We start from the raw sequence: 23,811 nt of genomic DNA, 5'->3' as shown, positions 1-23,811 counted from the left end.
CCCTTACAGCCAGTCGATGTCGTCAAAGCCACGATAGATGTAGCCGCCCTGGGAGAAGCTCTCTCCCTCATAGCCGAAGATCGGCCAGACCTCTTTCTGGTTGTAGAGACCGGTCACCAGCCCGCCCCGGACGGTCTGGAAGAACGCGCTGTCCTCCATCCCGCGCAGGATCGCCACGCGGTCCTGCTCCCACCCGATCGAGACATAGTCGTCATGCCCGGCCGCCTGCGCGGCGGCGTCCAGCGCGGCGATGCCCTCGGCCACCATGGGCTGGTTCTCGGCGGTGTCGTATCCCTTGATCGCGATCGCATAGAAGCGGTCGCCCACGCGATCATGCGGATAGATGTCGCGGGCCATCTGCAGCAGCGTGGCCATCTCGTGCTCGCTGATCGCGGTCACCTCGACGGCCCAGGCCGCGTCGGGGGCCGCGATGAAGCCTGCGCCGGCCACTGCCAGCGCGCCCGCCGCGACGGCCCGCGACAGCAGCGCCCGACGGGTCAGGCCCTTGGTCGTTGGTTCAGACATGGGTTCCTCCTCCCTTGATGTGGTCCCGCGCCCCCTCCCAAGGGCGCGGCAGGCTGATCAGCTGTAGCGGCCGCCCCGCTGCAGGACCTCGATCTCGTATCCGTCCGGGTCCTTGATAAAGAAGAAGCGGGCGATCACCTCGCCGCCCGGCGCGAAATCGACCAGCTTGCGAGGGGCAAAGCCGATCTCCTCCAACCGGGCGTGGGTCGCGTCGACATCGTCGACCGAAAAGGCCACGTGCCCATAGCCGTCGCCCAGGTCATAGGGCTCGGTGCGGCCCTTGTTGACGGTCAGCTCCAGCTCGGTCCCGCTTTCGCCATTGGACAGATAAAGCGTTTCTGTATTAACCTGATACATACCCTGCCGCGTGGAAGTAGTTCCAGCACTCCTGGGGTGAGAACATGCTGCAGATGTCACCAAGGGCTTTGAACAGGTCATCGAAGGTTCGTGCGCCCATTTTGCGGAGATGCGCCTTCAGCTTCGAGAAAGCCTGCTCGATGGGGTTCAGGTCGGGTGAATAGGGCGGCAGATACAGGAACCAACACTTGGCGTCACGGATGGCTTCGGCGGCCTCGACGTTGCGATGAGTGGCCAGGTTGTCGAGGATGACGACCGTGCCGGGCGTCAGTTCCGGGGTCAGGACATCGCGGACATAGGTCGCAAAGGCGGAGCCATCCATCGCGCCTTTGATCACCCAGGGCGCAATGAGCCCCTCCGACGTGAGGCCTGCGATGAAGGTCTGTGTGCCCCAGCCACCGAAAGGCGCGTCCATCCGCAACCGCTGGCCGCGGCAGGCGCGCCCTCGCAGTCGGGTCAGGTTCGTCTTCACGGAGGTTTCGTCAATGAACACCAGCCGTTCGGGCTGGCGACGCATAAAGGGAATGCGCCGCTCCTGCCACTCGTGCCGGGCTTGTTTTACACGGGCGCGGTGCTGTTCGGAGGCCACCAACGATTTTTTTTATAGGTGAAACCAAGCCGCTTGAGCAGAGCCGCAATCGAGGAGTGATGAACCTTCACGCCCTCGGCCATGGCCAGCGCATCGCGCAATTCATAGAGCGTGATATCCGGATCCTGGGCGACCAGCTCTTCAAAAAAGGCCTGATGCGGCGCAAGCTTTCCGCGCCCGCGTGGCCGCCCCTGCGGCGCGGGCACTGCATCCCCGTGCTGCCGAATTGCCCGGGCCCAACGAGACCCCGTCGCAGGCGAGAGCATCAATCGCGCCGCGGCAGCTCGCCCACTCAAACCCTCTTCGAGACAAGCCTTGAACCGCGCACGCAGCGCATTCGGTAAAGGTGCTGACATGATCCATCCTCCTAGAAAGGATGAATCACAAGCAGACCCCTATGAAAATCCCATGATTCCGGGTTTTGCAGAAACGCTCTAGATCAGCGTGAATTTTTCGAAATCCAGCCGCTCGGCCACCTTCAGTCCAAAGCAGCGGTCATAGAAATCGACCGAGGCCGCCTCGTCCAGAACGCGGATCATCGAGTGGATGTACTTGGCCATCTGGCCCTCCCTGCACGTGTCTTGCCTGATCGAGGCTAGGGGCTTGGGGACGGGCCGGGTAGTATCGGATTACTACAGCGAAAATATTCGCGTCACTCTGCGGCGATCGCCGGGGCGACGTCGTCCTCGCCCAGATAGATCGTACAGGCGCAGCGCAGCAGCGAGGTGAAGTTCCGCGCCTCTCCGTGCAGCTCCAGCACTTCGGCGTGCAGCTTGGAGATGAAGGCGGGCGTCGTCACGCCTTCGCGGGCGGCGATGCGGTCCAAGATGCACCAGAATGCACGCTCCAGCCGGATCGAAGTCGACTGGCCGTTCAGGCGCAAACGGCGGGTGACGGTCTCATAGCGGTCCGGGTGCTGCCCGGCAAAGATCTGGCACATCAGCTTGATCTTGTCCTGTTCCTGACCTGCAGTCTCGCGCGCGGCCCCGCTTCGGTCAACGCGACTTTTTGGTCATGTCATCCATATTGGCACCCTCGCCAGCCGCAAACGACAAGGGCCACCCCGAAGGGTGGCCCTGTCCGCCGCGATATCCCCGAGAGGATCATCCGGCAGCATCAGCATTCCCTGGCCCGTTCGGGCCCTGGATCACTTGATGATCTTGGAGACGACGCCTGCGCCGACGGTACGGCCGCCTTCGCGGATGGCGAAGCGCAGCTTCTCTTCCATCGCGATCGGGGCGATCAGCTCGACCTCGAACTTCAGGTTGTCGCCGGGCATCACCATCTCGGTGCCCTCGGGCAGCTTGACGGTGCCGGTGACGTCCGTGGTCCGGAAGTAGAACTGCGGGCGGTAGTTCGCGAAGAACGGCGTGTGGCGGCCGCCTTCTTCCTTGGTCAGGATGTAGGCCTCGGCCTCGAACTGGGTGTGCGGGGTGACCGACTTCGGCTTGACCAGGACCTGGCCGCGCTCGACGCCGTCACGGTCGATGCCGCGCAGCAGGACGCCCACGTTGTCGCCGGCCTCACCGCGGTCCAGCAGCTTGCGGAACATCTCGACGCCCGTGCAGGTGGTCTTCTTGGTGTCGCGGATGCCCACGATCTCCAGTTCGTCGCCCACGTTGACCGCGCCGCGCTCGATGCGGCCGGTGACCACGGTGCCGCGGCCCGAGATCGAGAACACGTCCTCGATCGGCAGCAGGAACGGCTGGTCGATCGCACGCTCGGGGGTCGGGATGTACTCGTCGACGGCGGCGATCAGCGCGCGGATCGAATCCTCGCCGATGGCGTTGTCGCGGCCTTCCATGGCTGCCAGCGCCGAACCCTTGATGATCGGGATGTCGTCGCCCGGATAGTCGTACGAGCTCAGCAGCTCGCGGACTTCCATCTCGACCAGTTCCAGCAGTTCCTCGTCATCCACCTGGTCGACCTTGTTCAGGTAGACGACCATGTAGGGGATGCCCACCTGGCGACCCAGCAGGATGTGCTCGCGCGTCTGCGGCATCGGGCCGTCGGCGGCGTTCACGACCAGGATCGCGCCGTCCATCTGGGCGGCACCGGTGATCATGTTCTTGACGTAGTCGGCGTGGCCCGGGCAGTCGACATGCGCATAGTGGCGCGTCTCGGATTCGTATTCCACGTGCGCGGTCGAGATCGTGATCCCGCGGGCCTTCTCTTCGGGCGCGCCGTCGATCTGGTCATAGGCGCGGAATTCGCCGAAGTACTTCGTGATGGCCGCCGTCAGCGTCGTCTTGCCGTGGTCAACGTGGCCGATCGTGCCGATGTTGACGTGCGGTTTGTTCCGTTCAAACTTTGCCTTTGCCATGGAATGGCTCCTTGTTCTTCAATGCTTGTAAAGTGGCGGGGCGTGACGCCCCGCCGCAAGATCAGGCGTATTTCTTCTGGATCTCGTCCGAGATGTTCTGCGGAACGGCCTCGTAGTGGTCGAACTGCATCGAGAACACAGCACGGCCGGACGACATCGAACGCAGGTTGTTGATGTAGCCGAACATGTTGGCCAGCGGCACGAAGGCGTCGATGACGTTCGCGTTGCCGCGGCTGTCCTGCCCCCGGACCATGCCACGGCGGCTGGTCAGGTCGCCGATGATCGAACCGGTATACTCTTCCGGCGTGACGACCTCGACCTTCATGATCGGCTCCAGCAGCTTGGCGCCGGCCTTGCGCAGGCCTTCGCGCATCGCGGCGCGGGCCGCGATCTCGAACGCCAGGACCGAGGAGTCGACGTCGTGGAACGCACCGTCCGTCAGCGCGACCTTGAAGTCGATGACCGGGAAGCCTGCCAAGGGACCCGAGTCCATGACGGACTTGATGCCCTTCTCGACGCCGGGGATGTATTCCTTCGGCACCGCACCGCCCACGATCTTCGATTCGAACGAATAGCCTTCGCCCGGCTCGGTCGGGGTGATGGTCAGCTTGATGCGGGCGAACTGGCCCGTACCACCGGTCTGCTTCTTGTGCGTGTAGTCGATGTCTGCCGACTGCGAGATGGTCTCGCGATAGGCCACCTGCGGCGCACCGATGTTCGCCTCGACCTTGAACTCGCGCTTCATGCGGTCGACCAGGATGTCGAGGTGAAGTTCGCCCATGCCCTTCATGATCGTCTGGCCCGATTCAAGATCGGTTTCCACACGGAAGGACGGGTCTTCCGCCGACAGGCGCTGAAGGGCCAGGCCCATCTTCTCCTGGTCGGCCTTCGACTTGGGCTCGACGGCGATCTCGATCACCGGCTCGGGGAAGGTCATGGTCTCGAGGACCACCGGCTTGGCCGGATCGCACAGGGTGTCGCCCGTGGTGGTGTCCTTCAGACCGGCCAGCGCGATGATGTCGCCTGCAAAGGCCTCCTCGATCTCCTCGCGGTTGATCGAGTGCATCATCATCATGCGGCCGACGCGCTCGCGCTTGCCCTTGGTGGCGTTCAACAACTGATCGCCCTTCTTCATCACGCCCGAATAGATGCGCGTGAAGGTCAGCGAGCCGACGAACGGGTCGTTCATGATCTTGAACGCCAGGCCCGAGAAGGGCATCGCATCGTCCGCACGGCGTTCGATATTACGCGTCTCGGTCTCGTCGCCCGGGGTGAAGCCCATGTAGGCCGGCACGTCCAGCGGGTTCGGCAGGAAGTCGATGACAGCGTTCAGCAGGGGCTGAACGCCCTTGTTCTTGAACGCCGAACCTGCGGTAACGGGGAAGAACGACAGCGACAGCGTGCCCTTGCGGATCAGCGCGCGCAGCGTCTCCTCGTCGGGCTCGTTGCCCTCCAGGTAGGCTTCCATGGCGGCGTCGTCCATCTCGACGGCCAGCTCGATCATGTTCGAGCGCCACTCGTCGGCCAGGTCCTTCAGCTCGTCACGGATGGGCTTGCGGACCCAGGATGCGCCCAGATCTTCGCCTTCCCACACCCACTCTTCCATCTTGATCAGGTCGACGATGCCTTCCAGCTTGTCCTCGGCGCCGATCGGCAGGGCGATCGGGCACGGGATGCCGCCGGTGCGGTCCTTGATCATGCGGACGCAGTTGAAGAAGTCCGCGCCGATCTTGTCCATCTTGTTGACGAACACGATCCGCGGAACCTTGTAACGGTCGGCCTGACGCCAGACGGTCTCGGTCTGCGGCTCGACGCCGGCGTTGGCGTCCAGCAGGCAGATCGCGCCGTCCAGAACCGCCAGCGAACGCTCGACCTCGATGGTGAAGTCCACGTGGCCGGGGGTGTCGATGATGTTGAAGCGGTACTTCGTGTCCGAAGTCCCCTCGGTGGTGGGGTCTTCCTGACGCTGCCAGAACGTGGTGGTCGCGGCAGACGTGATCGTGATGCCGCGCTCCTGCTCTTGCTCCATCCAGTCCATGGTCGCAGCGCCGTCATGCACTTCGCCGATCTTGTGCGACTTGCCGGTGTAGTAAAGGATGCGCTCGGTCGTCGTCGTCTTGCCGGCATCGATGTGGGCCATGATGCCGAAGTTGCGATAACGCGGAAGCTGATATTCGCGTGCCATGAATTGGATCCTTTCGCCTTACCAGCGGTAGTGGCTGAACGCCTTGTTGGCGTCGGCCATCTTGTGCGTGTCTTCGCGCTTCTTGACGGCGGTTCCGCGGCCGTTGACGGCATCGGACAGCTCGCCCGCAAGGCGCTCTTCCATCGTGTTCTCGTTGCGCTTGGCCGCGGCCGTGATCAGCCAGCGGATGGCCAGCGCCTCGCGGCGGATCGGACGGACTTCGACCGGGACCTGGTACGTGGCACCACCGACGCGGCGCGAACGCACCTCAACGGATGGCTTCACGTTTTCCAGCGCCTCGTGGAAGACCTCGATGGGCTCGCGCTTGAGGCGGGTCTCGACGCGCTCCAGCGCGTTGTAGACGATCCGCTCGGCAATCGACTTCTTGCCGTCAACCATCAGGTTGTTCATGAATTTGGTCAGCACGCGATCGCCATACTTGGCGTCGGGCAGGACATCGCGCTTCTCAGCGGCGTGACGACGTGACATGGATGCCTCTCCTTACTTCGGACGCTTCGCGCCGTATTTCGAACGACGCTGACGACGGTCTTTGACGCCCTGGGTATCCAGCACACCGCGCAGGATGTGGTAACGGACACCCGGAAGGTCCTTGACGCGGCCGCCGCGGATCAGCACGACGCTATGTTCCTGCAGGTTGTGCTTTTCGCCCGGGATGTAGGAGATGACCTCGAAGCCATTCGTCAGGCGGACCTTGGCCACCTTACGCATAGCGGAGTTCGGTTTCTTCGGCGTCGTGGTGTAGACGCGCGTGCAGACACCGCGTTTCTGCGGGCAGCCCTGAAGGTGCATGGATTTAGACCGCTGCACTCTCGGCTGCCGCGGCTTGCGGATCAGCTGTTGGATCGTCGGCATTCGGTTCCCCGTCTTGCTCTGTCAATACTCGCAACCCACCGGTTGCGCCGCTTCTCGACGGCATCCTGCGCGAATCGCAAAATGCCAAGCCCGTCCCGCCCATAAAGGGCTGACGGGCATAATTCCAGAGGATCGAGGCTGTTCTGCCCGGACCCTGACCTCACAGGTTCTGGCACCCGATGCGGTTTCCCGCCGGGTCGCGTGGTCATAGGGGGAATCCCCGCCCCTGTCAACAAGCCCCCATGGCCCCCGCGGCCTAGCCCAGGCTGCGCGCCAGCGCGGCCAGATCCGCCCGGCGCAGGCCGAAACGGCTGCGCAGCAGCCTGTTCATCGTGCCTTCCTCGGGCTGCCAGGGCAGCCCCGGCCCCATGTCGCCGGAATCGCTGTCGGCATGAATCGAGCGGATGAACATCAGGGGTCGCGTCACCTGAACCCCCGGCATCCACTGCGCCAGCTTGGTGTGGTTGAAATGCAGCGCTGTCCGCGGCGCGTCGGGCGCCAGGAAGATGGTCAGCGCCACCCCCATGTTGTGACAGATCCGCGGGGTGATCTTCAGCTGACCGTCGCGCGCCGCGATGATCAGGCCGCGGCCATAGTCTAGCGACAGCTTGCCCTCGACCTGCCACAGCGGGCTGACGCGCGCGAAATCGGCGCGCGCACGGGCGATGTAATCGACCGCCACCGCGTCGTCGTCGTCATGGCGGAAATGACCGATCACCTGCGCATCCGGATCCAGATGCGGCGCCACCGCCGCGTGACAGGCCTCCAGGTGATAGTCCATCGCTGGCACCAGCGACAGGCGCAGCTGCGGCACCCGGTCGCACAGGTCGCGCAGCTGGCCCAGCCAGGGTTCGGGCAGGTCCGGCCCGGTCATGATCACCAGCGTGAAGTCTGGATCGGTCTGCGCCAGCCAACCCGGCAGGGCCACGGTCTGGAACCACAGCCAGCGCCGGGCCAGCCGGTCGGGATCGTACAGATAGGCACGGCGCGCCGCGATGCTGTCATGTTCGACCTGATAGCCGCGCAGTCCCAGATAGGAAAAGCGGCACAGTCCCAGCATCTGCACCCGCATCAGCGCCGCCGTCCCAGTTGAGCCTCGCGCCAGATGGTATAAATGCCCGCCCCCACGACAAGGGCCGATCCGACCCAGGTCCAGAGGTCCGGCCAGTCGCCGAAGATCACCAGTCCCAGAAAGATGGCCATCAGCAGCGAGGTATAGCGGAAGGGCGACACGGCCGCGATCTCTCCGACGCGCATGGCGGCCACGGCGCACAGGTAACCGACGGTCAGGAAGGCGCTGCCCAATGCCAGCAGGGCAAGGTGCCACAGCTGCGGCATCACCCAGCCCTGACCCAGGCTGAGGACGAACCCGGTCAGCGTGACCAGCACCGCGCCATAGAACGCGATGGTGTTCGAACTGACATCGCGCCCGAACTGGCGCGTCGACAGGTCGCGCACCGCGACCAGCAGCATCGCCCCAAGCGCGACCAGCGACCAGATGCCGAACGTGCCGCTGCCTGGACGCAGGATGATCAGCACACCCAGCATGCCCACCCCCACCGCCAGGATGCGCCGCCAGCCCAGGGTCTCCTTGAAGAACAGCGCCGCCCCCAGCATCACCACCAGCGGCAGCGACTGCATCACCGCCGTCAGGTCGCCGATGGCCATGCGCTGCAGCGCGTTCAGGAACAGCAGGGTCGAGCCGATCTCTCCGACCAGCCGCAGGACCATCGGCGCGCGGGCTAGGGCCGGAATGCGCAGGCGCAGGCCCCCCGCACGCTGCGCGAGGATCATCAGGGCCAGTAGCACGAACACCCCCCGCAGCGTGATCGCCTGGTACAGCGGAATGTCCTGGACCACGAACTTGATGATCGCGTCGTTGCAGGTGAACCCCATCATCGACAGCGTCATCAGCCCTGCCCCGCGCAGGTTGTCGCCCGGTTGCAGCGGTTCTGGCCGGATCGAGGCGGGCCGCGTGCGGCGCAGTGGGGACATCAGGGGCGTGGACATGGCGGCTTTCCGGAACAGGATGGCAGGGGGCTTGCGGCGACGGGTCAGGCCGCCGGAGGATCCCCGCTGTCGGCATCCTGCGCGGGGTGCCGCGACTGCCCTGCCCGTGCGGGACGTGGTGCGGGCACGGATGTCGGCTGCGCCCTGGACCGGTCGATCGACGCTCGCGCATTGGCATTGCCGACAGTGACAGGATGCTGACGCGACAGGCCCCGATCGGCCTGATCGCCATCGCCGCAATCGGTATCACGCACGAAAGGTTTGACCATGCAGGCGGTTTGACGACGCTGGCACGTCCGCATCGTAAGGGGTTCGGAATGGCGACCCATGCGGGCCCGGACGTCTCCTGCCACGATCTGCAACCCGCCCTGCACCGGCAGGGGGAAACGGCACAGACCCAGGGCTTGCATGCGCATCACGGTTCCTTGAACGGCAGATGCAGTATGTGCAGCACGCAAGGGCGGTCAACCCAAAAGACAAAGGCCCGGCACTGGGTGCCGGGCCTTTGCATCATCAGTCAGGCGTCGCGATCAATCGTCGCTGCCGTCCTGCGGCAGATCCACCGGATCGGCCGCGGGGGTGGCAAAGGACGGCTCGGGCGCGGCCAGGGCCGCGGCAGCCTCGGCCTCGGCGCGGCGTGCCTCGATCACCTCGGCGTCGCGTTCGGTCGCGATGCGGCGAACGCGCGTGGTCGCACCGCCGGTGCCCGCCGGGATCAGGCGGCCCACGATGACGTTCTCTTTGAGACCGACCAGCTTGTCGCGCTTACCTTGGACGGCAGCCTCGGTCAGCACGCGGGTCGTCTCCTGGAAGGAGGCGGCCGAGATGAAGCTGCGGGTCTGCAGGCTGGCCTTGGTGATGCCCAGCAGGACAGGCTCGCCCGTGGCGGGACGTCCGCCGCGTGCCTCGATCTTGGCGTTCTCCTCGACGAACTCGTCACGCTCGACGTTCTCGCCCTTCAGCAGCGTGGTGTCGCCGCCGTCCAGGATCTCGATCTTCTGCAGCATCTGGCGAACGATCACCTCGATGTGCTTGTCGTTGATCTTCACGCCCTGCAGTCGATAGACGTCCTGCACCTCGTCGATGAGGTAGTCGGCCAGGGCCTCGATCCCCATGATGCGCAGGATGTCATGCGGCGCAGGATTGCCGTCCATGATGTAGTCACCCTTCTGCACGAAGTCGCCTTCCTGCACCGGGATGTGCTTGCCTTTCGGCACCATGTATTCGACGGGGGTCAGACCCTCCTCGGACGGCTCCAGCGTGATGCGGCGCTTGTTCTTATAGTCCTTGCCGAAGCGGACATAGCCGTCGATCTCGGCGATGATCGCGTGATCCTTGGGACGACGCGCCTCGAACAGTTCCGCCACGCGCGGCAGACCACCGGTGATGTCCTTGGTCCGCGCGCCTTCGCGCGGGATGCGGGCCACCACGTCGCCGGGCTTGATCTCCTGGCCGTCCTCGATCGACAGCACGGCATCCACAGACATCGGATAGCTGACCGGGTTGCCCTGGTCGTTGCGCACCGGTTCGCCGTTGGCGTCCATGATGATGATCTCGGGCTTGAGGTCGTTGCCCTTGGGGGCCGACCGCCAGTCGGTCACGATCTTCTGGGTCATGCCCGTCGCATCGTCGGTCTCGTCGCGGACCGAGATCCCCGACAGCAGGTCGACGAACTTGGCGATGCCGCCCTTCTCCGCGATGATCGGCAGGGTATAGGGGTCCCATTCGAACAGCTTCGCGCCGCGGATGACCCGCTCGCCTTCCTTCACGAACAGCTTGGAGCCGTAGAACAGTTTGTGGCTGGCGCGCTCCTGCCCCTGGTCGTCCATGACCAGGATCTGCATGTTGCGCGACATCACGACCTGTTCGCCATTGGCGTTTTCCAGGATGCTCTCGTTGCGGAAGGCGATCGTGCCTTCGTGCGAGGCGGCCTGGAACGACTGCTGGCCACCCTGCGCGATGCCGCCGATGTGGAAGGTCCGCATCGTCAGCTGGGTGCCCGGTTCGCCGATCGACTGCGCGGCGATGATGCCGACAGCCTCGCCGATGTTGACCAGCGTGCCGCGGGCCAGATCGCGGCCATAGCACAGCGCGCAGATCCCGTCCTCGGATTCGCAGGTCAGCGCCGAACGGATGCGCACGGACTGCACACCCGCCGCCTCGATGGCGTCGGCCTTGCGTTCGTCGATCACCTCGTTGGCACGGACGATGATCTCGTCCTCGCCCGGCACCAGCACGTCCTCGGCCGCGGTCCGGCCCAGCACGCGCTCGGCCAGCGGGCTGATGACCTCGCCGTCGTTCACGGCGGCGGATGCGGTGATCGCGCGCTCGGTTCCGCAGTCATGCTCGCGGATGATGCAGTCTTGGGCGACGTCGACCAGACGACGCGTCAGATAGCCCGAGTTCGCGGTCTTCAACGCGGTATCCGACAGACCCTTCCGGGCGCCGTGGGTCGAGTTGAAGTATTCAAGAACGGTCAGACCTTCCTTGAAGTTCGAGATGATCGGCGTCTCGATGATCTCGCCCGACGGCTTGGCCATCAGGCCCCGCATGCCGCCCAGCTGCTTCATCTGGTTGACCGAACCCCGCGCACCGGAATGCGCCATCATGTAGACCGAGTTCGGCTCCATCTCGGCGCCGTTCTCGTCGCGCTTGTTGGCCGAGATGGTGGACATCATGGCCTCAGTCACGCGGTCGTTGCACTTCGACCAGGCGTCCACGACCTTGTTGTACTTCTCGCCCTGGGTGATCAGGCCGTCCAGATACTGCTGTTCGAACTCCTTCACCTGCTCCTGGACCTCGCCGACGATGGTCCACTTGGTGTCGGGCACGACCATGTCGTCCTTGCCGAAGCTGATGCCAGCACGGAAGGCCTCGCGGAAGCCCAGACCCATGATCTGGTCGCAGAAGATCACCGATTCCTTCTGGCCGCAGTAACGGTAGACGGTGTCGATGACGACCTGCACGTCCTTCTTACGCAGCAGGCGGTTGACCAGCTCGAAGGGCGCCTTGGCGTTCAGGGGCAGCAGACCGCCAAGCCGCAGGCGGCCCGGGGTGGTCTCGAAACGCTTCCAGACCTCGTTGCCGTTCTGGTCGATCTGCTTCAGGCGCGCCTGGATCTTGGCGTGCAGATGCACCTCGCCGGCGGCCAGGGCATGCTCGACCTCGTCGATGTTGGCAAAGGCCATGCCCTCGCCCTTCATGCCGTCACGCTGCATCGAGACGTAGTACAGGCCCAGGATCATGTCCTGCGACGGCACGATGATAGGCGCGCCGTTGGCGGGCGACAGCACGTTGTTCGTCGACATCATCAGGACGCGCGCTTCCAGCTGCGCCTCCAGCGACAGGGGCACGTGCACGGCCATCTGGTCGCCGTCGAAGTCGGCGTTGAAGGCCGAACAGACCAGCGGGTGCAGCTGGATCGCCTTGCCCTCGATCAGGATCGGCTCGAACGCCTGGATGCCAAGACGGTGCAGCGTGGGCGCACGGTTCAGCAGGACCGGGTGCTCGCGGATGACTTCGTCCAGGATGTCCCAGACTTCGGGGCGCTCCTTCTCGACCAGCTTCTTGGCCTGCTTGACGGTGCTGGACAGACCCTTCGCCTCAAGCCGCGAATAGATGAACGGCTTGAACAGCTCGAGCGCCATCTTCTTGGGCAGGCCGCACTGATGCAGCTTCAGCTCGGGGCCGGTCACGATGACCGAACGACCCGAGAAGTCGACGCGCTTGCCCAGAAGGTTCTGGCGGAAGCGGCCCTGCTTGCCCTTCAGCATGTCGGACAGCGACTTCAGCGGGCGACGGTTGTTGCCCGTGATGACGCGGCCGCGACGGCCGTTGTCGAACAGCGCATCGACCGATTCCTGCAGCATGCGCTTTTCGTTGCGCACGATGATGTCAGGCGCGCGCAGCTCGATCAGCCGCTTGAGGCGGTTGTTGCGGTTGATGACGCGGCGATACAGGTCGTTCAGGTCCGACGTGGCGAACCGGCCGCCGTCCAGCGGGACCAGCGGGCGCAGTTCCGGCGGAATGACCGGGATCACGGTCAGGACCATCCATTCCGGACGGTTGCCCGATTCCAGGAAGCTTTCGACGATCTTCAGGCGCTTGATGATCTTCTTGGGCTTCAGCTCGCCGGTGGCGGCCTTCAGGTCCTCGCGCAGCTGGTCGGCGGTCGCCGCCAGGTCGATGTTCGACAGCATCGCACGGATGGCCTCGGCACCGATATCCGCCTGGAAGGCGTCGGCACCGAAGTTGTCCTGCGCGTCCAGGAACTCTTCCTCGGACAGCAGCTGGCCATAAGTCAGGTCGGTCAGACCCGGCTCGATGACGACATAGTTCTCAAAGTAGAGGATCCGCTCCAGATCGCGCAGCGTCATGTCCAGCATCAGACCGATGCGCGACGGCAGCGACTTCAGGAACCAGATATGCGCGACCGGCGCGGCCAGCTCGATATGGCCCATCCGCTCGCGGCGGACCTTCTGCAGGGTCACCTCGACGCCGCATTTCTCGCAGACCAGGCCGCGATACTTCATGCGCTTGTACTTGCCGCACAGGCATTCATAGTCCTTGATCGGACCAAAGATGCGCGCGCAGAACAGGCCGTCACGCTCGGGCTTGAACGTGCGGTAGTTGATGGTCTCGGGCTTCTTCACCTCGCCGAAGGACCAGGCCAGAATTTCTTCGGGCGAGGCCAGCGAGATCTTGATTTCATTGAACTGCCGCGGCGGGGCCAGCGGGTTCAGGGGGTTGGTGGCAAGTTCCTGGTTCATTCTCAATTCCTAATGAAGGGCACGGAGGAAGGGGTGGTGAGGGCGCGGGCCCTCACTCCTCCTCGTCCGCATCCAGGAGTTCCATGTTGAGGCCCAGACCCCGGACCTCCTTGACCAGCACGTTGAACGATTCCGGCACGCCCGCCTCGAAGTTGTCCTCGCCCTTGACGATGGACTCGTAGACCTTCGTGCGGCCGGCGACGTCGTCCGACTTGACCGTCAGCATTTCCTGCAGCGTGTAGGCCGCGCCATAGGCTTCCAGGGCCCAGACCTCCATCTCGCCAAGACGCTGGCCGCCGAACTGGGCCTTGCCGCCCAGGGGCTGCTGCGTGACCAGCGAGTACGGACCCGTGGAACGCGCGTGCATCTTGTCGTCGACCAGGTGGTGCAGCTTCAGGACGTACTTCATGCCCACGGTGACCTTGCGGGCGAACTGCTCGCCCGAACGGCCATCGAACACCACCGACTGGCCCGACGTGTCGAACCCGGCACGGGTCAGCGCGTCGTTGACGTCGGCCTCCTTGGCGCCGTCGAAGACCGGCGTCGCGATCGGCACGCCCGTGCGGACGGTGCCCGCATGCTCGCGCAGGGTCTCGTCGTCCAGGCCGTCGAACATCTCGGAATACAGCTCGTCGCCGTAACCGATGCGCATCGCCTCGCGGACCGGAGTCATGTCGCCGTTGCGGCGATACTCCTCCAGCGCCTCGTCGATCTTGAGGCCCAGGGCGCGGCTGGCCCAACCCATGTGGGTCTCCAGGATCTGACCCACGTTCATGCGCGACGGCACGCCCAGGGGGTTCAGAACCAGGTCGACGGGGGTGCCGTCCGCAAGGAACGGCATGTCCTCCATCGGGACGACCTTGGACACGACGCCCTTGTTGCCGTGACGTCCGGCCATCTTGTCCCCCGCCTGAAGCTTGCGCTTCACGGCGACGAACACCTTGACCATCTTCATCACGCCCGGCGGCAGGTCGTCGCCCTGACGGACCTTCTCGACCTTGTCCTCGAAGCGCGCTTCCAACAGCTTCTTCTGGGTGTCGTACTGACCGTTCAGCGCCTCGACATCCTTGGCGATGTCCTCTTCGCTGACGGCCAGCTGCCACCACTGGCCGCGGGACATGGTGCCCAGCAGCTCCTCGGTGATCTCCGTCCCCGACTTGATGCCTTTCGGCCCCTTCAGGGCGGTCTTGCCCAGGATCAGGGTCTTCAGACGCGCATAGATGTTGCGGTCCAGGATGCCCTGTTCGTCGTCGCGGTCGCGCGCCAGACGCTCGACTTCCTCGCGCTCGATCTGGAGGGCACGCTCGTCCTTGTCGACGCCGTGGCGGTTGAACACCCGGACCTCGACGATCGTGCCATAGGCACCCGGCGGCAGACGCAGCGACGTGTCGCGGACGTCGGACGCCTTCTCACCGAAGATGGCGCGCAGCAGCTTTTCTTCCGGCGTCATCGGGCTTTCGCCCTTGGGGGTGATCTTGCCCACCAGGATGTCGCCCGGTCCGCATTCGGCGCCGATATAGACGATGCCGGCTTCATCCAGGTTGCGCAGGGCTTCTTCGCCCACGTTCGGGATGTCGCGGGTGATCTCCTCCGGCCCCAGCTTGGTGTCGCGGGCCGCAACCTCGTACTCGTCGATATGGATCGAGGTGAAAACGTCATCGCGGTGAATCCGCTCGGAGATCAGGATCGAGTCCTCGTAGTTGTAGCCATTCCACGGCATGAAGGCCACGACCACGTTCCGGCCGATCGCCAGTTCGCCCTGGTCGGTCGAGGGACCGTCCGCGATGACCTGGTTCGCCACGACCTTCTCTCCGACCTTCACCAGCGGGCGCTGGTTGATGGTCGAGGACTGGTTCGAACGCTTGAACTTGCGGAGACGATAGATGTCCACGCCCGCGTCGCCCGCGCCCATGTCCTCGGTCGCCCGGACCACGATCCGCTGCGCATCGACCTGGTCGATGATGCCGCCACGGCGCGCCATGATCGCGGCGCCCGAATCGCGCGCCACGGTGGCTTCCATGCCGGTGCCAACGAACGGCGCCTCGGCACGCAGCAGAGGCACGGCCTGACGCTGCATGTTCGAGCCCATCAGCGCGCGGTTGGCGTCGTCGTTCTCAAGGAACGGGATCAGCGCCGCCGCGACCGAAACCAGCTGCTTGGGCGACACGTCGATCAGGTCGACCGCATCGACCGGGTTCAGCATGAAGTCGCCCGACTGGCGGGTCGAGATCAGCTCGTCGGTGAAGTTGCCGTTCTCGTCCAGGGTCGCGTTGGCCTGCGCCACGGTGTGACGCATCTCCTCGGTCGCGGACATGTAGACGACGTCGTCGGTCACGTGACCGTCGACCACCTTGCGGTAGGGCGTCTCGATGAAGCCGTACTTGTTCACCCGTGCAAAGGTGGCAAGGCTGTTGATCAGGCCGATGTTCTGACCTTCCGGCGTCTCGATCGGGCACATCCGTCCGTAATGGGTCGGGTGGACGTCGCGGACCTCGAAGCCTGCGCGTTCGCGCGTCAGACCGCCCGGCCCCAGGGCCGACAGGCGACGCTTGTGCGTCACTTCGGACAGCGGGTTCGTCTGGTCCATGAACTGCGACAGCTGGCTGGAGCCGAAGAATTCACGCACCGCCGCCGCTGCCGGTTTCGCGTTGATCAGGTCCTGCGGCATGACGGTGTCGATCTCGACGCCGGACATGCGCTCACGGATGGCACGCTCCATGCGCAGCAGGCCGACGCGGTACTGGTTCTCCATCAGCTCGCCGACCGAACGCACCCGGCGGTTGCCCAGGTGGTCGATGTCGTCGATCTCGCCCTTGCCGTCGCGCAGTTCGACCAGGCCGCTGATGCAGGACACGATGTCCTCGTGGCGCAGCGTGCGCTGCGTGTCGGGGGCGTCCAGATCAAGGCGCATGTTCATCTTGACCCGGCCCACGGCGGACAGGTCGTAACGCTCGCTGTCGAAGAACAGCGAGTTGAACAGGTTCGACGCGGCCTCGACGGTGGGCGGCTCGCCCGGGCGCATGACGCGATAGATGTCCATCAGCGCGCCTTCGCGGCCCATGTTCTTGTCGGCTGCCATCGTGTTGCGGATGTAGGGACCCACGTTGACGTGGTCGATGTCCAGAACCGGCACGTCGGTGATGTCGTTGTCCAGCAGCACCTTCAGCAGGCCGCCGGTCATCTCGCCCTGCTTGTCGTATTCCGCGGTGATCTCGTCGCCGGCCTCGGCATAGATGAAGCCGGTCTGGTCGTTGACGATGTCCTTGGCGACGAAGCGGCCGACGATGCGCTCGAACGGGACGAACAGGTTCAGCTGCTCTTCGGATTCCAGCAGCTTCTTCACCAGGCGCGGGGTGACCTTCTCGCCGGCCTTCGTGATGACCTCGCCGGTATCGGCGTTCACCAGGTCATAGGCAGGCCGGGTGCCGCGCACGCGCTCGGGGAAGAACCGCGTCACCCAGCCCTGCTCGCGCCCCTCGCGGCGCAGGGAGTAGGTCACGGTCTCGTAGAACGCGTCCATGATCGCTTCCTGATCCATGCCCAGGGCATAGAGCAGCGTCGTCACCGGCAGCTTGCGGCGGCGGTCGATCCGGGCGAACACCAAATCCTTGGCGTCGAATTCGAAGTCCAGCCACGAGCCGCGATAGGGAATGATGCGGCAGGCGAACAGCAGCTTGCCCGAGGAATGGGTCTTGCCGCGGTCATGATCGAAGAACACGCCCGGGCTGCGGTGCATCTGGCTGACGACCACGCGCTCGGTGCCGTTCACGATGAACGTGCCGTTCGTCGTCATCAGGGGCATGTCGCCCATGAAGACGTCCTGTTCCTTGATGTCCTTGACGGATTTCGCCCCGGTGTTCTCGTCGACATCGAACACGATCAGACGCAGGGTGACCTTCAGCGGCGCGGCATAGGTCATGTCGCGCTGCTGGCACTCGTCCACGTCGTATTTCGGCTTCTCCAGCTCGTACTTGACGAACTCCAGCGTGGCCGTCTCGTTGAAGTCCTTGATCGGGAACACCGACTGGAACACGCCCTGGATGCCGTCACCATCGTTATGACCGCTGCCCTCGCCCGAGTTCAGGAACAGGTCATAGGAGGATTTCTGAACCTCGATCAGGTTCGGCATCTCCAGAACTTCACGGATGTTGCCATAATAGCGGCGGATCCGCTTTTGGCCGACATAAGCTTGCGCCATGGGGTCTTGTCACCTTTCGTCTTCGCGCGCGTCCGGGTCGGGGCCCCCGGAACGCACCTACGAATGCAGGGGTGAGGTTCCATTCGTGCCACGCGTCCCACCGCGCGGCTCCCGAACCTCGAACATGCCCTGAAGGAATGTCCGCCAGCCGGACCGCCCTTCAAGACAGGTTCGGCAGGGACCGGGAAACCCCGGACCCTGCCTGTCTTCAACCGATCAAAGGATCGATTACTTCAGCTCGACCTTGGCGCCGGCTGCTTCCAGCTTCTTCTTCACTTCTTCGGCGTCGGCCTTGGAAGCGCCTTCTTTGACCTTGCCGCCAGCTTCGACCAGGTCCTTGGCTTCTTTCAGGCCCAGACCGGTGATGCCGCGAACTTCCTTGATCACGTTGATCTTGTTAGCGCCGGCTTCGACCAGGACGACGTCGAATTCGGTCTTCTCTTCGGCGGCTTCTGCCGAAGCAGCGGGGCCAGCCATCATGACGGCGCCACCGGCAGCCGGCTCGATGCCGTACTCATCCTTCAGGATGGTCTTCAGTTCCTGGGCTTCCAGCAGGGTCAGGCCCACGATTTCTTCGGCGAGTTTCTTCAGATCAGCCATTTTTCCGTTCTTTCCAGTTAATGTTCCAACGTCGGGTCTTCAACCACCAATCGGGAATAGGTTGCTTACGCAGCCTCACGTTCCTCGAGGGTCGTGAGGATGCTCGCGATGTTCGAAGCAGGCGCGCCAATGGCACCGGCGATGTTCGAAGCGGGCGCACCGAGGCACGACACGATCTGAGCGATCAGCTCATCACGCGACGGCATCGAGGCGACGGCTTTCACACCGGCCGGATCCAGGGCCGAACCACCCATCGCACCGCCCAGGATCACGAAACGATCGTTATCCTTGGCGTACTTGTCGGCGATCCGCGCAGCAGCGGTCGGATCCTCCGAATAGGTGATCACGGTCATGCCCGTCAGGTAGTCGGCGATGCTTGCGCAAGGCTTTCCTTCCAGGGCGATCTTGGCGAGCTTGTTCTTGGCAACGCGAACCGAACCACCCGCTTCGCGCATGCGCGCGCGGAGGTCCTGCATATGTGCAACCGTCATCCCCTCGTAGTGGGCAACCACCACGACGCCAGAGCTTTCGAAGATCTGGCCGAGTTCCTCGACCAGCTGTTCTTTCTGTGCTCTATCCACGGTTTCACTCCAAGTTGGGGGTTTCCCCCCGGCTCTCACTTTTCCCGGTCTCGAACGGGACCGGGTCGGGTCCGTTAGGGCAAGATCACCCGAAGGACTGGGCCTTCGGAAAAACGCTTCCCCATCTCAGGAAGGCAATTAAGCAAGGTTTCCCCCGCACCCTCCGTCTCGGACAGGACAGGGCCGCGTGCGGCCCCGCCATTCCCCGCCCTTGTCCGGCGGGGAAATTCCTGTGGTCAGTTCGCGGTCGCAGAGACCACGTCGATCGACACGCCCGGACCCATGGTCGAGCTGATCGAGACCTTTTTCATGTAGGTGCCCTTGGCACCCGTCGGCTTGGCGCGGCTGACCGCGTCCACGAAGGCGCGCAGGTTCTGGGCCAGCTTGTCCTCGTCGAACGAGACCTTGCCGATGCCGGCATGGACGACGCCCGCCTTCTCGGCCTTGAACTGGACCTCGCCGCCCTTGGCTGCTTCGACGGCCGATTTCACGTCCATCGTCACGGTGCCGACCTTGGGGTTCGGCATCAGGTTGCGCGGGCCCAGGATCTTGCCCAGACGGCCGACCAGCGGCATCATGTCCGGCGTCGCGATGCAGCGGTCGAACTCGATCTTGCCGGACTGGATGGTCTCCATCAGGTCCTCGGCGCCGACGATGTCCGCACCGGCAGCCTTGGCTTCGTCAGCCTTGGGGCCACGGGCGAAAACGGCGACGCGGACGTCTTTGCCGGTGCCTGCGGGCAGGGTCACCACGCCGCGGACCATCTGGTCGGCGTGACGCGGGTCGACGCCCAGGTTCAGCGCGATCTCGACGGTCTCGTCGAACTTGGCCGAGGCTTGTGCCTTGACCAGCTTGACGGCGTCCTCGACGGTCAGGTTGGCCTTGCCTTCGAAGGCGGCGCGGGCGGCGGTCTTCTTCTTGGAAACGTTTGCCATGATCAGCCCCTCACCTCGATGCCGATCGACCGGGCGGAACCGACGATGATCTTCATCGCGGCATCCACGTCGTTCGCCGACAGGTCCTTCATCTTGGTCTCGGCGATCTCGCGGATCTGCTTGACCGTCACGGTGCCTGCGGTGGCACGGCCCGGCTTGTCCGAACCCTTGGCGCGGTTGCGCTTGCCGACCGGCTTCAGGCCGGCTGCCTTCTTGAGCAGGAAGGACGCGGGCGGCGTCTTCGTCTCGAAGGTGAACGACTTGTCGGCATAATAGGTGATGACGACGGGCACGGGCGAACCCTGCTCCATCTCCTGGGTCTTGGCGTTGAACTCTTTGCAGAACGCCATGATATTGATGCCGCGCTGACCCAGGGCCGGGCCGACGGGGGGCGACGGGTTCGCTTGGCCCGCCTTGATCTGCAGCTTCAGGCTGCCAACAACTTTCTTGGCCATCTGGCCTTCTCCTTTGTCATCAAGCCCCGCACGGGGGCCGATTTAGCGGTGCGGCCTCACGGCCTCCCGCAGCCGATCACGAAGATTTCGAAACCTGCGTGAATTCCAGTTCGACCGGCGTCGGCCGGCCAAAGATCGACACCGTCACCTTGATGCGCGAGGAAATCTCGTCGATCTCCTCGACCATCCCCGAGAACCCTTCGAACGGGCCGTCGGTCACACTGACCTTCTCGCCCACGTCAAAGCGGATCAGGTTGCGCGGCGCGGCGGGTGCGCCGTCGTCCGAGCGGTGCAGCATCATGTTCACTTCGTCGTCGCGCATCGGCATCGGTTTGCCCTGCGCGCCCAGAAAGCCGGTGACGCGGTTGATCGAGTTGACCAGGTGATAGGTCCGGTCCGACATCTCCATGTGCACCAGCACATAGCCGGGCATGAAGCGGCGCTCGGACGTCACCTTCTTGCCGCGACGGATCTCGATCACTTCCTCGGTCGGGACCAGGACCTCGTCGATCTGGTCGTCCAGGCCCTTCTCGGCGACGGACTGGCGAATCGCCTCGGCGACCTTCTTTTCGAAGTTCGACAGGACGCTGACCGAATACCAACGTTTTGCCATGTCTCGATCGACCCCTGCTCATCTTTCGGGAATCACGCGGACAGCGCGCCAACCCTTTGAATTCCATGTCGTCCGGAAATATGCAAATCGGCGCGCATGCGCATTCGATGCACGCCGTGTCCCGGACAGTCGGGGGGAAATACCGCCCCCCGCCCGCAATTGCAAGCCCCGATCAGCCGCTGATCAGGCGCAGCCCCTGGGTCAGACCGGTGCGGATCGTCAGGTCGACCAAGAAGAAGAACAGGCTGGTGATCGAGGCGAAGATCAGGACCATGATGGTCGTGGTGATCACCTCACGGCGCGTCGGCCAGGAAATCTTGGCGGCTTCGGCGCGGACCTGGTTGATGAACTGGACGGGATTGGCCACGGGCGGCTCCTTGGGCAAATGCGACCGCGGGTCTAGCCGGGCACGCCCGGCTTTTCAACCCTGATCGCGGTCAGGACGCAGGTCTGGCGGAAGGACCTGGCAGGGGCAGGGGGACTCGAACCCACGACCCTCGGTTTTGGAGACCGATGCTCTACCAACTGAGCTATACCCCTGAGGTCGGGCCTGATTAGTGCCACCCTGTCCGCCCGTCAAGCAGATATCGGACCGCTACAGATGGCGCGGAAACTCGATCTTGGGGCAGCGGTCCTGAACCACGGTGATGCCGCGTGCGCGGGCACGTTCGGCGGCCGCGTCGTCGCGCACGCCAAGCTGGGTCCAGATCACCTGCAGGTCGGGCAGATGGGCCAGCGCCTCGTCGACCACCTGCCCCACCGCGTCCGAGCGGCGGAAGATGTCGACAAGCTGCACCCCTTCGGCAGCCGGGATGTCGGCCAGCGTCGCATAGACCCGCTCTCCCAGGATGGTCTGGCCGTCGTGACCTGGATTGACCGGGATGACGCGGATGCCCTGGGACTGCAGATAGCGGGCGACGCCCCAACTGGGCCGCGCCTCGTTGGGGGACAGGCCCACCATTGCCACGACCTTTGTGTCGCGGGCGATGCGCGCGATGTCGTGATCCTCGTCCGTGTGGATGTCCATGATCGTCCCTCCTCCGGGCCGCAGCCGCAGGTTGCAGCCTCTCATAGAAAAAGCGCCCGGTCCATACGATGGCCGGGCGCAAGTCGCGGAACGAGGGACAGTGATCTGGACATGACCGTTCCGGGGTCATGCCATGAGGTGTAAATGGGCATCAGGAAGAAAAGTTCCACCCCGATCACGCATTTGTGATTCTTGTGTCGCCAGCGTCAGCGCCACAGGCGCTGAGCCTCTGCCACGATCCCGGCGGGGTCGCTGGACAGGCGCCGTTCCGCGGCACCTGATTCCAGCAGGTACAGCCTGCCCGCCACCACCGCGAAATGGCGCGGATCGCCCATCTGCGGGCGTCCGTCGACGATGGACACCGGGCACATACCGTCCAGCGCCGGGGCAAAGGATCGCGGGTTGGCCTCGAACCGGGCGCGATTCTCCTCGGATGCGAAATGCCATAGCTGGCCCTTCCACATCGTCGCGATGTCGCTGCGCCCCGGGGTCGGGCGACCGGCCTGCGCATAGCCCACCGGGTCGAACCCGCCCACGGCCCAGTCCTGCGCCGCCGCGGGAAGCGCGGCCGCAAGGCTGATCAGCAGGCACAGGACAGAGGCTTTCATGACGACTCGACGGTTGCGGTCCGGTCTACTTGACAGCAGCCGGACCAAATCTCAACGCGCGTGACATAATCGTCGCAGGGATGTGATATTCAGGCACGCCCCGCGGCATACAGGGCCACGGCGGCGGCGTTCGACACGTTCAGCGACCCGAAATCGGCGGCAAAGGGAATCCGCGCGACATGGTCGCAGGTCTTCATCGTCAGCTCCCGCATGCCCGGCCCTTCGGCGCCCATGACCAGGCAGACCGCCCTGCCCGACAGGTCCGACATCAGGTCGGGCAACGATTCGGTACCGGTACCGTCCAGACCCACCAGGATGAAGCCCATGTTCTTCAGCTGGGTCAGCGCCTCGGCCAGGTTCGGCACGCGCAGATAGGGCTGGCGCTCCAGCGCGCCCGACGCCGTCTTGGCCAAGGCGCCAGTCTCGGGGGCGGAATGGCGGTGCGGGGCGATGACCGCGCGCGCCCCGAACACCTCGGCCGAGCGCAGGATCGCGCCGACGTTGTGCGGGTCGGTCACCCGGTCCAGCGCGACCAGCAGCGGCCGCGTCTCTCCGGGCGCCTCGCGCAACGCGACCTCGGACAGGCTGCCCCATTTCAGCGGCTTGACCTCCAGCGCGGCGCCTTGGTGGACGCTTTCGGCGGCCAGCCCCACGGCCTTGTCGAAGATGCGCGGATCGGTGATCTCCGGCTCCATTCCGTGCAGATCGCCAAGCCGGGCCAGCGCATTCTGGGTGACCACCAGCCGCAGCTTCTGACGCACCGGGTTGGCCAGCGCGTCGCGGACCGCGTGCAGGCCGAACAGCCAGACCGTCTCGGCGGCGGCCGCGCGGCGGGCGCGTTCCTTGTCGATGACCCATGTGGGCTTCTTCGCGTTTCCGCTCTTGTCGGACATGCGCGGCCTCCTTTCCTTGTGGACCCTTCTCTGCGCGCAGGGCGCGCATCGCGCAAGCCCCGGAAATCCGCTTGACGCCCCCCGACGGGGCGGCTAATCACCCCGCACGCCGAAAGCGATCGGCGGGCGACGTGCTGCAAGGTGCGGCAGCGGACTGTAACTCCGCCGGGGAGACCCACGCCTGGTTCGATTCCAGGGTCGCCCACCACTTTCCCGACATTCCGGATGATCAAGTGGTGGCAGGGACCATCCCTGCGGTGGGGCTTTTGC

Annotated in this window: 20 protein-coding genes, 2 tRNA genes and 2 pseudogenes; 1 reads left to right on the top strand and 23 read right to left on the bottom strand. The window is 64.5% G+C overall.

The genetic code is table 11. The features are described 5' to 3' along the window. Nucleotides 1-3 precede the first annotated feature (3 nt). The 23 genes and pseudogenes from SY26_RS16150 to rlmB all read right to left on the bottom strand — a co-directional run bounded on the left by SY26_RS16150 (nucleotide 4) and on the right by rlmB (nucleotide 23,541). A complete protein-coding gene (locus SY26_RS16150; RefSeq protein ID WP_046001345.1) occupies nucleotides 4-525 on the bottom strand; it encodes a twin-arginine translocation pathway signal in 522 nt (173 codons plus the stop codon). A 57-nt stretch (nucleotides 526-582) separates the two neighbouring features. Beyond that, a pseudogene (locus SY26_RS16145) lies at nucleotides 583-858 on the bottom strand (VOC family protein); the annotation flags it as partial. 10 nt (nucleotides 859-868) lie between these two features. Further along, a protein-coding gene (locus SY26_RS20605) for an IS630 family transposase (protein ID WP_127898215.1) occupies nucleotides 869-1,827 on the bottom strand; the annotation gives its coding sequence in 2 pieces (ribosomal slippage) (nucleotides 869-1,483 and nucleotides 1,486-1,827; 957 coding nt in all). An 81-nt stretch (nucleotides 1,828-1,908) separates the two neighbouring features. Next, a pseudogene (locus SY26_RS20600) lies at nucleotides 1,909-2,031 on the bottom strand (VOC family protein); the annotation flags it as partial. Between the two features lie 92 nt (nucleotides 2,032-2,123). Further along, complete coding sequence (locus tag SY26_RS16125) at nucleotides 2,124-2,411, bottom strand: ribbon-helix-helix domain-containing protein (protein ID WP_046001342.1); 288 nt, start codon at nucleotides 2,409-2,411, stop codon at nucleotides 2,124-2,126. A 207-nt stretch (nucleotides 2,412-2,618) separates the two neighbouring features. Beyond that, entirely contained in the window at nucleotides 2,619-3,794 is a 1,176-nt protein-coding gene (gene tuf / locus SY26_RS16120; RefSeq protein WP_045983513.1) for an elongation factor Tu, read from the bottom strand. Nucleotides 3,795-3,855: 61 nt separating this feature from the next. Beyond that, a complete protein-coding gene (fusA, locus tag SY26_RS16115; RefSeq protein ID WP_045981370.1) occupies nucleotides 3,856-5,979 on the bottom strand; it encodes an elongation factor G in 2,124 nt (707 codons plus the stop codon). An 18-nt stretch (nucleotides 5,980-5,997) separates the two neighbouring features. Next, the gene (gene rpsG / locus SY26_RS16110) at nucleotides 5,998-6,468 is read right to left on the bottom strand and encodes a 30S ribosomal protein S7 (RefSeq protein ID WP_042252807.1); all 471 of its coding nucleotides are present in this window, start codon (nucleotides 6,466-6,468) and stop codon (nucleotides 5,998-6,000) included. 12 nt (nucleotides 6,469-6,480) lie between these two features. Beyond that, a complete protein-coding gene (gene rpsL, locus SY26_RS16105) occupies nucleotides 6,481-6,852 on the bottom strand; it encodes a 30S ribosomal protein S12 (protein ID WP_042252808.1) in 372 nt (123 codons plus the stop codon). Nucleotides 6,853-7,108: 256 nt separating this feature from the next. Next, nucleotides 7,109-7,924 (bottom strand): glycosyltransferase, encoded by an 816-nt coding sequence (locus SY26_RS16100; protein WP_045981371.1) that lies wholly within the window; start codon nucleotides 7,922-7,924, stop codon nucleotides 7,109-7,111. Then, nucleotides 7,924-8,862, bottom strand: a complete 939-nt coding sequence (locus tag SY26_RS16095) for a DMT family transporter (RefSeq protein ID WP_052715330.1) — start codon at nucleotides 8,860-8,862, stop codon at nucleotides 7,924-7,926. The genes SY26_RS16100 and SY26_RS16095 overlap by 1 nt, the downstream gene beginning before the upstream one ends. 530 nt (nucleotides 8,863-9,392) lie before the next feature. Beyond that, the gene (gene rpoC, locus SY26_RS16085; RefSeq protein ID WP_045981373.1) at nucleotides 9,393-13,631 is read right to left on the bottom strand and encodes a DNA-directed RNA polymerase subunit beta'; all 4,239 of its coding nucleotides are present in this window, start codon (nucleotides 13,629-13,631) and stop codon (nucleotides 9,393-9,395) included. 52 nt (nucleotides 13,632-13,683) lie between these two features. Beyond that, complete coding sequence (rpoB, locus tag SY26_RS16080; RefSeq protein ID WP_046001340.1) at nucleotides 13,684-17,829, bottom strand: DNA-directed RNA polymerase subunit beta; 4,146 nt, start codon at nucleotides 17,827-17,829, stop codon at nucleotides 13,684-13,686. A 228-nt stretch (nucleotides 17,830-18,057) separates the two neighbouring features. Continuing rightward, nucleotides 18,058-18,429 (bottom strand): 50S ribosomal protein L7/L12, encoded by a 372-nt coding sequence (gene rplL, locus SY26_RS16075; RefSeq protein ID WP_042249114.1) that lies wholly within the window; start codon nucleotides 18,427-18,429, stop codon nucleotides 18,058-18,060. Nucleotides 18,430-18,494: 65 nt separating this feature from the next. Continuing rightward, nucleotides 18,495-19,010, bottom strand: a complete 516-nt coding sequence (gene rplJ / locus SY26_RS16070) for a 50S ribosomal protein L10 (RefSeq protein ID WP_045981375.1) — start codon at nucleotides 19,008-19,010, stop codon at nucleotides 18,495-18,497. Nucleotides 19,011-19,246: 236 nt separating this feature from the next. Next, on the bottom strand, nucleotides 19,247-19,945 hold the full coding sequence (gene rplA, locus SY26_RS16065; RefSeq protein WP_046001339.1) for a 50S ribosomal protein L1: 699 nt from the start codon (nucleotides 19,943-19,945) through the stop codon (nucleotides 19,247-19,249). A gap of 2 nt (nucleotides 19,946-19,947) precedes the next feature. Next, nucleotides 19,948-20,400, bottom strand: a complete 453-nt coding sequence (gene rplK, locus SY26_RS16060) for a 50S ribosomal protein L11 (protein ID WP_045981377.1) — start codon at nucleotides 20,398-20,400, stop codon at nucleotides 19,948-19,950. Between the two features lie 76 nt (nucleotides 20,401-20,476). After that, nucleotides 20,477-21,013 (bottom strand): transcription termination/antitermination protein NusG, encoded by a 537-nt coding sequence (nusG, locus tag SY26_RS16055; protein WP_045981378.1) that lies wholly within the window; start codon nucleotides 21,011-21,013, stop codon nucleotides 20,477-20,479. Between the two features lie 172 nt (nucleotides 21,014-21,185). After that, a complete protein-coding gene (gene secE / locus SY26_RS16050; RefSeq protein WP_042249102.1) occupies nucleotides 21,186-21,380 on the bottom strand; it encodes a preprotein translocase subunit SecE in 195 nt (64 codons plus the stop codon). 97 nt (nucleotides 21,381-21,477) lie between these two features. Further along, nucleotides 21,478-21,553, bottom strand: a tRNA-Trp gene (locus SY26_RS16045). Between the two features lie 55 nt (nucleotides 21,554-21,608). Further along, nucleotides 21,609-22,040, bottom strand: coding sequence for a CoA-binding protein (locus SY26_RS16040; protein WP_046001338.1), 432 nt, complete (start codon nucleotides 22,038-22,040; stop codon nucleotides 21,609-21,611). Between the two features lie 206 nt (nucleotides 22,041-22,246). After that, nucleotides 22,247-22,648 (bottom strand): YHS domain-containing (seleno)protein, encoded by a 402-nt coding sequence (locus SY26_RS16035; RefSeq protein ID WP_045981380.1) that lies wholly within the window; start codon nucleotides 22,646-22,648, stop codon nucleotides 22,247-22,249. 89 nt (nucleotides 22,649-22,737) lie between these two features. Next, nucleotides 22,738-23,541: a 23S rRNA (guanosine(2251)-2'-O)-methyltransferase RlmB gene (gene rlmB / locus SY26_RS16030; protein ID WP_045981381.1), complete on the bottom strand. Its 804-nt coding sequence runs from the start codon at nucleotides 23,539-23,541 to the stop codon at nucleotides 22,738-22,740. Nucleotides 23,542-23,665: 124 nt separating this feature from the next. On the opposite strand from rlmB, the gene SY26_RS16025 reads away from it, so the two are divergent. Then, nucleotides 23,666-23,749, top strand: a tRNA-Tyr gene (locus SY26_RS16025). The last annotated feature ends 62 nt before the right edge of the window (nucleotides 23,750-23,811 follow it).

This window comes from Paracoccus sp. 228 (assembly GCF_000967825.1).
GTDB lineage: Bacteria > Pseudomonadota > Alphaproteobacteria > Rhodobacterales > Rhodobacteraceae > Paracoccus > Paracoccus marcusii.
The sequence above is the reverse complement of the archived record's forward strand: the minus strand, read 5'-3'. Positions and strand labels throughout refer to the sequence as shown.

Bases quoted from the DNA above. Each gene is read 5' to 3' on its own strand.
- SY26_RS16150 (WP_046001345.1), bottom strand. From the start codon at position 525: ATGTCTGAACCAACGACCAAGGGCCTGACCCGTCGGGCGCTGCTGTCG.
- SY26_RS16125 (WP_046001342.1), bottom strand. From the start codon at position 2,411: ATGTGCCAGATCTTTGCCGGGCAGCACCCGGACCGCTATGAGACCGTC.
- tuf (WP_045983513.1), bottom strand. From the start codon at position 3,794: ATGGCAAAGGCAAAGTTTGAACGGAACAAACCGCACGTCAACATCGGC.
- fusA (WP_045981370.1), bottom strand. From the start codon at position 5,979: ATGGCACGCGAATATCAGCTTCCGCGTTATCGCAACTTCGGCATCATG.
- rpsG (WP_042252807.1), bottom strand. From the start codon at position 6,468: ATGTCACGTCGTCACGCCGCTGAGAAGCGCGATGTCCTGCCCGACGCC.
- rpsL (WP_042252808.1), bottom strand. From the start codon at position 6,852: ATGCCGACGATCCAACAGCTGATCCGCAAGCCGCGGCAGCCGAGAGTG.
- SY26_RS16100 (WP_045981371.1), bottom strand. From the start codon at position 7,924: ATGCGGGTGCAGATGCTGGGACTGTGCCGCTTTTCCTATCTGGGACTG.
- SY26_RS16095 (WP_052715330.1), bottom strand. From the start codon at position 8,862: ATGTCCACGCCCCTGATGTCCCCACTGCGCCGCACGCGGCCCGCCTCG.
- rpoC (WP_045981373.1), bottom strand. From the start codon at position 13,631: ATGAACCAGGAACTTGCCACCAACCCCCTGAACCCGCTGGCCCCGCCG.
- rpoB (WP_046001340.1), bottom strand. From the start codon at position 17,829: ATGGCGCAAGCTTATGTCGGCCAAAAGCGGATCCGCCGCTATTATGGC.
- rplL (WP_042249114.1), bottom strand. From the start codon at position 18,429: ATGGCTGATCTGAAGAAACTCGCCGAAGAAATCGTGGGCCTGACCCTG.
- rplA (WP_046001339.1), bottom strand. From the start codon at position 19,945: ATGGCAAACGTTTCCAAGAAGAAGACCGCCGCCCGCGCCGCCTTCGAA.
- rplK (WP_045981377.1), bottom strand. From the start codon at position 20,400: ATGGCCAAGAAAGTTGTTGGCAGCCTGAAGCTGCAGATCAAGGCGGGC.
- nusG (WP_045981378.1), bottom strand. From the start codon at position 21,013: ATGGCAAAACGTTGGTATTCGGTCAGCGTCCTGTCGAACTTCGAAAAG.
- SY26_RS16040 (WP_046001338.1), bottom strand. From the start codon at position 22,040: ATGGACATCCACACGGACGAGGATCACGACATCGCGCGCATCGCCCGC.
- SY26_RS16035 (WP_045981380.1), bottom strand. From the start codon at position 22,648: ATGAAAGCCTCTGTCCTGTGCCTGCTGATCAGCCTTGCGGCCGCGCTT.
- rlmB (WP_045981381.1), bottom strand. From the start codon at position 23,541: ATGTCCGACAAGAGCGGAAACGCGAAGAAGCCCACATGGGTCATCGAC.